General features: G+C 51.8%; 6 protein-coding genes. All 6 read left to right on the top strand.

The genetic code is table 11. From position 1 onward, the window contains the following. The first annotated feature begins 790 nt into the window (after window positions 1-790). The 6 genes from iolC (at window position 791) to A3844_RS22640 (ending at window position 11,025) form a co-directional block, all read left to right on the top strand. Window positions 791-1,801, top strand: a complete 1,011-nt coding sequence (iolC, locus tag A3844_RS22665) for a 5-dehydro-2-deoxygluconokinase (protein ID WP_074088784.1) — start codon at window positions 791-793, stop codon at window positions 1,799-1,801. A 205-nt stretch (window positions 1,802-2,006) separates the two neighbouring features. Next, on the top strand, window positions 2,007-3,467 hold the full coding sequence (locus A3844_RS22660; protein WP_074108537.1) for a CoA-acylating methylmalonate-semialdehyde dehydrogenase: 1,461 nt from the start codon (window positions 2,007-2,009) through the stop codon (window positions 3,465-3,467). A gap of 24 nt (window positions 3,468-3,491) precedes the next feature. Then, entirely contained in the window at window positions 3,492-5,447 is a 1,956-nt protein-coding gene (gene iolD / locus A3844_RS22655) for a 3D-(3,5/4)-trihydroxycyclohexane-1,2-dione acylhydrolase (decyclizing) (RefSeq protein ID WP_074108536.1), read from the top strand. Window positions 5,448-5,553: 106 nt separating this feature from the next. Next, complete coding sequence (iolE, locus tag A3844_RS22650; RefSeq protein ID WP_074108546.1) at window positions 5,554-6,450, top strand: myo-inosose-2 dehydratase; 897 nt, start codon at window positions 5,554-5,556, stop codon at window positions 6,448-6,450. Between the two features lie 337 nt (window positions 6,451-6,787). Then, window positions 6,788-9,040 (top strand): helix-turn-helix domain-containing protein, encoded by a 2,253-nt coding sequence (locus A3844_RS22645; protein WP_074108535.1) that lies wholly within the window; start codon window positions 6,788-6,790, stop codon window positions 9,038-9,040. A gap of 371 nt (window positions 9,041-9,411) precedes the next feature. Continuing rightward, window positions 9,412-11,025, top strand: a complete 1,614-nt coding sequence (locus tag A3844_RS22640) for an extracellular solute-binding protein (RefSeq protein ID WP_074088788.1) — start codon at window positions 9,412-9,414, stop codon at window positions 11,023-11,025. Window positions 11,026-11,037 lie beyond the last annotated feature (12 nt).

Genomic DNA, 11,037 nt, shown 5'->3' with positions numbered 1-11,037 from the left:
GGGCAAGGGCAAGGGCAAGGGCAAGGGCAAGGGCAAGGGCAAGGGCAAGGGCAAGGATGGAAGAAGGAGTAGAGTGGGGGTGGGAATGGGAATGGGAATAGGAAGAGGGCCATCGGAATCCCGGCGAAGTGAAGTGGAATTAGTAAACTTAAATGGGCTAAAAAACTATCTGTAGAGGGAATAGTTGGAAAAGGGGAACCTAATTCAAGTAAAATGCGCTTTTAGGGTGCGAATCGGTCGGATTAACTCTACTTTTTCCAACTAATGCTTGGGGAGAAACTGGCAGGGAGGATTTAAGTTCACTTTTTCCACTTGAGTTTGCACGGCTTTGGTCATGATCCAATATTTGTCCTTGGTTCTATTCATTTGCCGCCGGATGGGCCGGAATTATGGAAACGCTTCAAATTCGGGATTGCCAAACCGAGACTTCTCAACTATACTTAAGTAGAAAATTAGGTTAAGCGCTTACCCTTCCCCCGATGATTGTTGTTTTCAAAACAAGCAGAGATTGTCTCGAATACTTTTTCATTTCATTTTATTTAATTCATTTAAATCGATTCATTTAAATCGATTCATTTAAATCGATTCATTTAAATCGATTTCACCAATTTCACTTAATCTCATGAGTCTCATGAATCTCACTCAGTCTCACTCAGCCTCAATCAATCTCAATCAATCTCAATCAATCTCAATCAATCTCACTCAGTCTCATTTAGTCTCATTCAAACCATCTCAGACTATTCTTCCAAAGTGTTCTTTCCACTGAAAGCTTTTTCAAGGAGGCGCCACTATGAACGGTTTACAGTTCGATCCCGCCCGGCCGCTGGATTTAATCGCCGTCGGCCGGCTATGTATTGATCTTAATGCCAATGAAACCGGAAGACCTATGGAAGAGACGCTGACGTTCACCAAATATGTCGGCGGCTCCCCCGCCAATATTGTAATTGGCACGGCGCGGCTGGGCATGCGCACCGGCTTCATCGGCAAGATTGCCGATGATCAGATGGGCCGGTTTATCCGCACCTATCTGCAGAACAACGGTATTGACGACAGTCAGGTGACGGTTGACCGGACCGGTGCGGTGACCGGGCTTGCTTTTACAGAAATCAAGAGCCCGCAAGAATGCAGCATTCTCATGTACCGGGACCATGTAGCAGATTTGCTGCTGACTACGGAGGAGATTTCGGAAGAGTACATCCAGAAGTCCAAAGCGCTGCTGATCTCAGGTACGGCACTGGCACAAAGCCCCTCCCGCGAGGCTGTATTTCTGGCGCTGGAATTTGCCCGTAAGCATAATGTCACTACATTTTTTGATCTGGATTACCGCCCTTACACATGGAAATCTGCCGCAGAAACGGCTGTCTATTATAACCTGGCTGCAGAGAAATGCGACTGCATCATCGGTACCCGTGAGGAATTCGACAGTATGGAGAACCTCTACAACGAGAAAGGCGCAGACGATGAAGCAACGGCCAGCCGCTGGTTCTCGCACCGGGCGAAGCTGGTGGTCATCAAACACGGCGGGAGCGGCTCTATCTCCTACACGGCAGACGGGAAAAAGCACCGGAGCGGTATTTTTCCCGCCAAGGTATTGAAGACTTTTGGAGCCGGAGATTCCTATGCCTCGGCCTTCATCCACAGTCTGATGCGGGGAGACACTGTCAGCGAGGCCATGCGCCGGGGCAGTGCTTCCGCCTCCATCGTCATCTCCCGCCACAGCTGCTCGGACGCCATGCCAACCCTGGACGAATTGGAAGCGTTCTTAAGCACTAATGAAGAAGTGGGTTCAGGCTTGGATTAAGAAGGCTGTAGAGGCGGAGAACACCAATTTAGAGCATCATCTCGAAGCAAACCTACTAGATAAGCTGAACTTAAGAATGATGGAAAGCTGATTGAATTAACTCTTGCTCTTGTGGTCCAAGGATTCCTCCAATACAGCATGCAAGATTCTTAAGTTCACTCCATATAGCAGGAACAGATTACTAGAGTCGAAGGAGTGGAGCAGGATGGAACAGCAAACCGCGAAAGTGCTGAATAATTATATTGACGGGCAATGGGTAGAGGCGGATACGAAGCAGACGGAGACGGTGTATAATCCGGCTTCAGGTGAAGAATTAGCGAGGGTTCCGCTGTCCGGGAGGGCAGACCTGGACCGGGCTGTGGCTGCGGCGAAGACGGCTTTTGAAGGCTGGTCCAAAACACCGGTGCCGCGCAGAGCGCGGATATTGTTCAAATACCAGCAGCTTTTAGTAGACCATTGGGATGAACTGGCGAAGACAATCACCCTGGAGAATGGGAAAAGCTTCAAAGAAGCGTACGGCGAGGTGCAGCGCGGCATCGAGTGTGTGGAGTTCGCCACCGGTGTGCCGACACTAATGATGGGCCGGCAGCTGCCGGATATTGCAACAGGAATCGAGTCCGGGATGTACCGCTATCCCATTGGTGTGGTTGGCGGCATTACGCCATTTAATTTCCCGATGATGGTGCCCTGCTGGATGTTCCCGCTCGCTATTGCCTGTGGCAATACCTTTGTACTGAAGCCTTCTGAACGCACACCGCTGCTGGCAGCGCGTCTTGCAGAGCTGCTGGAGGAAGCTGGTCTGCCAAAGGGCGTATTCAACCTGGTTAACGGTGCGCATGATGTCGTGAACGGACTGCTGGAGCATCCCGATGTCAAAGCGATTTCCTTTGTGGGCTCGCAGCCGGTGGCGGAATATGTATTCAAGAAGGGCACTGCGCATTTGAAAAGAGTGCAGGCGCTAGCAGGTGCAAAGAACCATTCCATCGTACTGGCGGATGCGAATCTTGAGGCTTCGGCTAACCAGATTGTTAATGCAGCCTTCGGCTCTGCCGGAGAACGCTGTATGGCTTGCTCCGTGGTAACGGTGCAGGAAGAGGTGGCGGATGAGCTGATCTCCATCCTGCTGCGAGAATGTGACTTGATGAAGATAGGCGATGGAATGGATGACGGCACGTTTCTGGGGCCGGTTATCCGTCAGGGCCATAAAGAGAGAACCGTCTCTTATATTGAACAAGGCGTGGCGGAGGGTGCGAAGCTGCTCAGGGACGGCCGGGAGGACGCCGCTGTGCAGGAGAAGGGTTATTTTATCGGACCCACGGTGTTTGACGGGGTGACCCGGGACATGAAAATCTGGCAGGAGGAAATCTTCGCGCCTGTATTGTCGGTGATTCGTGTCAAGGATGTGGTGGAGGCGGTTGAGATCGCTAACGCGTCACGATTTGCCAACGGAGCTTGTATTTTTACGAATGACGGCGGGAAAGTGCGCTATTTCCGGGAACATATCGAGTCAGGCATGCTTGGTGTCAATGTCGGGGTACCGGCACCGATGGCTTTCTTCCCCTTCTCCGGCTGGAAGGATTCCTTCTATGGTGACCTTCATGCGAACGGAAGCGACGGGGTTGAATTCTATACACGCAAAAAAGTCGTCACTGCCCGCTGGCAGTAAAGGGTACTAGAGGAGGGGATACATGTGGAACGAATCAGATTAACGACAGCGCAGGCACTGGTGAAATTTCTGGACCAGCAATATGTGGATTTTGGCAGCGGGCCGGAGCGCTTCATACATGGGATATTCACCGTCTTCGGTCATGGCAATGTATTAGGCCTGGGGCAGGCGCTGCAGGAAGCACCGGGTGGGTTGACCGTCTACCAGGGGAGAAACGAGCAGGGGATGGTTCATGCGGCAACCGCATTCGCCAAGCAGAGCCGCAGACGGCGGATCATGGCCTGTACCGCTTCCGTGGGACCTGGCTCAGCTAATATGCTGACGGCTGCAGCCACTGCGACGGCTAATCAGATTCCCGTCCTGCTGCTGCCTGGCGATACATTTGCTACCCGGCAACCCGATCCGGTGCTGCAGCAGATGGAACATACTCATAATCTGTCGATCACGGTCAACGATGCCTTCAAGGCCGTGAGCAAATATTGGGACCGGATCTGCCGGCCGGAGCAGCTGATGATGGCACTGCTGAATGCAATGCGTGTGCTGACGGATCAGGCTGATACCGGAGCAGTTACGATTGCGCTTCCGCAGGATGTACAGGCCGAGGCTTGGGACTACCCGCTTGATTTCTTCCGCAAGCGCATTCACCGGATCATTCCCCGCCTTCCTCATCCGGAGGAGGTCGCGGCGGCGGCAGATCTGATTGCCGGCAAACAAAGACCTCTCCTGGTCTGCGGGGGCGGGGTACGATATGCGGACGCCGGACCGGAATTGCGTGATTTTGCAGAAAAATTCGCGATCCCGTTCGGTGAAACACAGGCCGGTAAAAGTGCTGTAGAAAGCGGCTGCGCATACAATCTGGGCGGTATAGGCGTTACCGGCAACGGTGGTGCCAATGCCCTGGCTGCAACAGCTGATCTGGTGATCGGTGTAGGAACCCGTTTTACAGATTTCACCACAGGCTCAAAAAGCTTATTCACACATCCCGGGGTAGAGTTTCTGACGCTTAACGCTTCCCCTTATCATGCAGCCAAGCTGGATGCACTCGCTGTGGTCTGTGATGCAGCCGAAGGTCTGACTGCATTGTCTGCAGCCTTGGAGGAGCGCGGCTACCGTTCTGCTTATACGGATGAAATCGTGTCCGCTAAGGAGGCGTGGGAAGCAGAAAGAAAACGTCTGGCAGGCATAGAGTATACCAGTACTGAGGACGAAAAAAGTCTGGATGGCCTCTTCGTACCCGAGATTGCCGGACATCTGGATGAGGTGCTCCCGGAGTATGCAGCGAGGCTGAAGACTTCACTGACGCAAACACGGGTGCTTTCGATCATCAATGAGAGTATTCCCAAAGATGCTATCGTCATTGGAGCCGCAGGCAGTCTGCCGGGCGATATGCAGCGCATGTGGAATGCTGCTGTCCCGGATACTTATCATATGGAGTATGGATTCTCCTGTATGGGGTATGAAATCTCCGGTGCGCTCGGTGTGAAACTGGCGGAACCGGGCCGGGAGGTATACGCACTGGTAGGTGACGGCAGCTATCAAATGCTGCATTCGGAGCTGGTGACAAGTCTTCAGGAAAATAAGAAGATCAACATTATTCTGCTCGACAATGCGGGCTTCGGCTGCATTAACAATCTGCAGATGGAACAAGGCCTGGACAGTATGGGCACTGAATTCCGCCACCGTGGCCCGGATGGCCGCTTAAGCGGCGAATTGATGCATATTGACTATGCAGCCAGTGCAGCAGGCTATGGGGTCAAGACCTTCCGTGCGGCAACGGCAGAGCAGCTGCGAAGCGCCTTGGAGGAAGCCGGGAAGCAGGATCGGTCCACGCTGATCGACATCAAGGTGCTGCCAAAGACCATGACCCATGGCTACGGCGCCTGGTGGCATGTTGGAGTACCGGAAGTGTCCGGCAGCGAAGCGGTGCAGGCGGCCTACGAGCAGAAGCGCGGACAATTGGATCAAGCACGCAGCTACTGATAGAGTCTGAGCCCGGAATTCCTGATATCACTTGAATAATGAACGAACCATGTGGCGGGCTTGAGAACCCGTCCTACTACGGATAACGGAAGGGATAGACGCGATGATGTTCAAAGAACATGCGGTGATGCTGGGGATTGCCCCCATTGCCTGGACCAATGACGATATGCCTGAGCTCGGGCGGGACAATACCTTTGAGCAGTGCATCAGTGAAATGGCACTGGCGGGGTTTCAGGGAAGCGAGGTGGGCAATAAATATCCGCGCGACCCGGAGCGGCTTCATCAGGCGCTTGCGCTCCGCGGACTTCAGATTGCCAGTGCCTGGTTCAGCGCATACCTGACAGTACGTCCATATGAGGAGACTGCTGCGGCCTTTTGTGCGCACCGTGATTTTTTGCATGAGATGGGGGCCAAGGTGATCGTTGTTTCAGAACAAGGGCGGAGCATACAGGGGCAAATGGATACACCATTGTTCGCCGATAAGCCTGTATTTACGGAAACGGAGTGGTCCGCACTCGCGGAGGGGCTGGGCCGTCTAGGCCGTCTGGCGACAGAGAAGGATATGACGCTTGTGTATCACCACCATATGGGGACCGGAGTCCAGAGCGCGGCCGAAATTACGCGGCTGATGGAGCTCACGGAGCCGAATGAGGTGTCTCTGCTGTTCGATACCGGACATCTGGCCTTTGCCGGCGAGAATCCGCTAGAGGTACTGCGTGTTCATATACCCCGGATCAAGCATGTACACTTGAAGGATATCCGGCCGGAGGTTGTCGATCGTGTCAAGCGGGAGCAGCTCAGCTTTCTGCAGGCGGTAAAAGCGGGTGCATTCACCGTGCCTGGTGATGGCTGCATCGCGTTTGCAGAGATTTTCACTGAATTGGACCGTAATGAGTATACGGGATGGTTCGTGGTGGAGGCGGAGCAGGACCCGGCGCTTGCCAATCCTTTGGAATATGCGATGAAGGCCCGCCGGTATATCAGAGAAATCAGCGGTTTATAAATCACTAATGGTGACGATTCGCCGCTTGGCAGGTGCTTAACAATGCCTGGGCGGATAGGAATGCGGGGTTGCACGGGTGTGTGCATCCCGCCTTTTTGATTTGTTGTTTAGCATAGGATACGGCGGAAGGTTTCGGACGCAGGAATGCGGTTTCTATAGGCCGTTCCTGTATTTTCCATTACGTTTCTGGTTGGCCGGGTATACCCGGCATGTGCTATAATGGCAGAACTTCATACGAAGCCCCGTTCGTGAATACGCTTCCAATATTTACTACCGTGCGTATATTGGGGACCGAACCGCGGCCTATATTCATACGTTTGTTAGAGGGGGTTGTCCATTGTTCCGTACCTGGTATCGCCGGTTGCTGCTGTCGTACTTTCCTATTTTTTTGCTTACTGTGACGATCCTGATTTTCGCCTCTTTTGTGTTTATTAACGATATTTCACGGACGGAGACCCAGAAAGCGGACCGTATCGCCGCCAAATATCTAGTGGATAATGTAGAGCGGACCATCAAGGAAGTTGAGCTGGCGGTGCTGGAATCTGCTGAACGAAGCGATGCCTATAAGCGTTATTTCAACAGTGAAGGCCCGAGGGATACCGGGGCAATCTATGCGGTGGCACAGAACCTGCGCATTCTGACAGACGACTCGTCCTACATTCAGTCCGTTTATGTATATGACAAGAAAAATGAAAGCGTTATTACAGAAACTGGATTAAAGAATCTGAACGGATTCATAGACGAAGATTGGATTCGCCACATTACCTCCGGCACGGTGAAGGAGGGGTGGCAGCCCGTCAGAGAATACAAGGATGAGTTCATTCAGCGCACGCCTGTACGTGTGCTTACCATAGATAAAGGAATGCCGCTGCCCTTCGGCTCAGAGGGTGTGCTTGTAATCAATATCAAAATGAGCGGAATTGAACAGATTGTGGACAGTATGGTTAACGAGCAATTGTCTTTCCTTACGATCTATGGAAGCGATGGACAGACATTGTACCAGGCCCATTCGGACAGCGAAGGTGCCGAAAAGGGCAAGCTGCTGAACACAGTTTATCTGGAGAAGCTTGGCTGGAAGTTCGCCAGCGGGATCAAGGCCGGCAACCTGTTCAGCTGGGTTTCTGTGATCTCCTATCTCTGGGTGGCGATTGCGTTCGGAACGGTGGTATGTGCGGTTCTATACCTGATCTATGTTACCCGGCGCAACTATAAGCCGATTCAGGTGATTATGAACCGGATTGAAGGTCATCAGATCCGGACGATGGATCAATCCGCCTCCAGGCCGGATGAAATGATGCTCATTGATGGAGTGCTGGAAGATCTGATCAACCATATGACGGATTATGATAAAAAGAGCAGGGAGAATCTGCTGCTGCAGCGCAGCAAGCTATTCACCGATCTGCTGCACAGTGAACGGCTGGACAATGCCGTCCAGCGGATGGAGGAGCTGTCGCCGCTCTCCGGAGCCGATCCTTCGTCCCGCTTCACGGTTGTGCTCAGTGAAATTAACAGCTACGAGAAGGTATTTCAGGATCGATATACCAGGGGCGATCAGAATACGCTTAAGTTTGCCCTGATGAATGTCTTTCAGGAATTGGCGCGGGGGGCGGATTTGCAGGGCTGGGCGGAGTGGATCAGCACCGACCGGGCGGCGATTCTCTTCCTGGCCACCGGCAATGATGAAGAGATGACCGAGAAAATACGTCTTTTCGCCGGGCAATGCCGCTCCTGGGTTGAGCAAAATTTGCGCATCTCTCTAAGCTTCGGCATTGGTCCGGCGGTATCCGGTCCGGGTTCAATTCGGGACTCTTATGTTGCAGCGGAGAATGTCATGCAGCACAAGCTTCTGATGCACGAAGATATCGTTCTGGCGGAAGGCGGGGACTCACGCCAGCCGCTGCTGGAAACGTATAAGTATCTGCAGATGATTGCGGAGTTCGTCAAGCAGTTCCGGATGTCGAGCGGCCAGTGGCGGCAGCGGCTGGAGGGGATTTTTGAAGCGTTTGAACAGGACTTTCTGCAGGATGCCGATATTCGTTCTCTAATCCAGGCCATGCTGCAGATGCTGAACCGGGAAGTAGCCGTAATGTCAGAGCAGCTGCAGGATGAGCTGTCGGCGGAGAATGCGGCGGAGCAGTTGAAGCTGCTGGAAAAGGCGGAATCCATTCATGAGGTGAAGGACATTCTGTTCGAGTACCTGACCGATGTATTCCGTACCTATGTTTCGGTAAGCGAAACCAAAAGTTATAAGGCAATGGTAAATGAGATGAAGAAGTATATTGAAGAGAACTTTGCCAATCCGGATCTTTCCCTGAAGCATTTAAGCGACCGGTTTCAGATATCCGGCAAATATGGCAGTTATCTTTTTAAGATGGAGTTTAATATGAAGTTTGTTGATTTCCTTACGCAGCTGAGGATGGAGGAAGCCGAAAAGCTGCTGCTGGAGACGGAAGGTTCATTGCAGGATATAGCGCTTAAGGTGGGTTATGCGAATGCCATCACTTTCGGGAGGGTATTCAAACGGGTGACCGGAATTACGCCGGGCGATTACCGCTCTTTGAAGCGCGGGCACAAAGCCTCCACAACATGAAATATAAACCGTATCTTTGCACCGGATGAAAGGTGAACGGCCCGGACCGGAATATTGCTCGCCAGCCTCCGCCGGGAGGACGCAAGCAGTGTTCCGGTCTTTATTTCAGAAACCTTGAAAGCGCTTTATTTCACGAAAACAGTGGTTTGGATAAACAGGAAGGCCGAATTTACGGCAAGGTGCATTTCCGAAACAGGTTTATTGTCAAATGATCGGATGCTATGAAATACTGTGGGCATCCCAAACGACAAGCGGCAGGGCAGAGCACAGGATGATGCGATGTGGATACGCTTACAGGGGATATTTAGGATTAAGGCTTGGGGGAACATAAAGTCACCATTACGGCCTGTACAGGCGAAGGAGATGGAAAGATGACAGTGAACACAAACCAAGGATTTTGGAAGAAGGCAACGGGGATCACATTGACTGCGGTAATGGGGGTTTCCCTGCTGGCGGGATGTTCGTCCGATTCCAAAGAGAATGCAGCAAACGGAGGGAAGGCGACGGAGGGAAGCAGCGCTAAGCGCGTTACCTTAAAGGTGGAAGTGTTTGACCGCGGCAACAGCCCGGCGCCTCAAACCATTACCAACAACTTTTTATCCAAGCTGGTGCAGAAAAATTTCGGTGATCCGAACAACATTGATGTTCAGTATGTACCTATTCAGCGCTCTGAGGAAGTTACGAAGCTGAACGTGCTGATGGCGAGTGACAGTGATGTACCTGACATCGTGTTCACGTATGATTCAAGCGTATTTTACCGCTATGCGGGACAGGGTGGTCTGACCGATGTAGGCAAACTTCTCGATGAATATGGTCCAAACCTGAAGAAGTTTATCGGTGACGAAACGCTGGCATTCGGTCAGCTGGATGGCAAACAGTTCTCCATTCCAGGTAAACGTGCCATCACGGGCCGTTACAGCTCCTACATCCGTCAGGATTGGCTGGATAAACTGAGTTTGCCTGTTCCAAAGACGACGGATGAGCTGTATACAACTTTGAAAGCGTTTAAAGAGAAGGACCCGGGCAAGCTCGGCAGCAAAAACATCCCGATGGGTATGGCACTTGCGCCGGCTCAGTTCGAAACACTGATCTACTCCTTCATTAAGCCGATCAGCGGCGATCTGACTTACAGCCAGCGGTACGAGCTGCCGCTCCATGAGGGCTTCAAGGATGCAATGCAGTTTATGAACAAGCTCTATAACGAAGGACTGATCAGCAAGGACTTCGGTCTGGATAAAGATAAAACGCAATTGGCCAAGGACATCCAGAATGGCAATACCGGCTATTGGTCAGAAGATGTGGATGCCCAGTTCTACAAAGACGGCACCATGGATAATCTCTACAAAAATGTGCCGGGAAGCAAGGTTACTCCGGTAGACGTGTATACCAACGCCAAAGTTGATAACAAGTACATTAAATCCCGCTATGCCTCTAACGGTATGTACATCATGATTCCAAAGAGCAGCAAGCGCGCCGTAGAAGCAATTAAATACCTGGATTGGATGTCCACAGGCAACAACCTGATTGATATTTACAATGGGGTTGAAGGTGAGAACTATGATATGGTGGACGGAATTCCGGTGGTCAAGGAAAATGTCTCTCAAGAATTTGCCGATCGCCTGTTCAATGGCGGCGACATGGCCATCATCTCTAACGGTAAGAACCTCGGCGATCAGGCAACCAACGAAAAAGCATGGGTGATGGGCTTCCCAAAAAACAATCAGGAAATGCTGAAGCAGTCGATCGCTATCGCCAACACGGACACCGTAGGCCCAATTGTCTTCGGCAAGCCGATTGAAGGGGAAGCGCAATATGGCACCACACTTACAGATAAGCTCGATGTGATCATTGTAAAAACAACGATGGCTAAACCGGATCAATTTGAAGCGGTGTACGAGCAGGAAATGAAAGACTTCATGTCTTTGGGCGGAACCAAGCTGAAAGAAGAACTAGAGCAGGCGGTTAAGGAACTTCCGGCTAAATAGACAAATATAAAA

This window comes from Paenibacillus helianthi (assembly GCF_001909055.1).
GTDB lineage: Bacteria > Bacillota > Bacilli > Paenibacillales > Paenibacillaceae > Paenibacillus_AQ > Paenibacillus_AQ helianthi.
The sequence above is the reverse complement of the archived record's forward strand: the minus strand, read 5'-3'. Positions and strand labels throughout refer to the sequence as shown.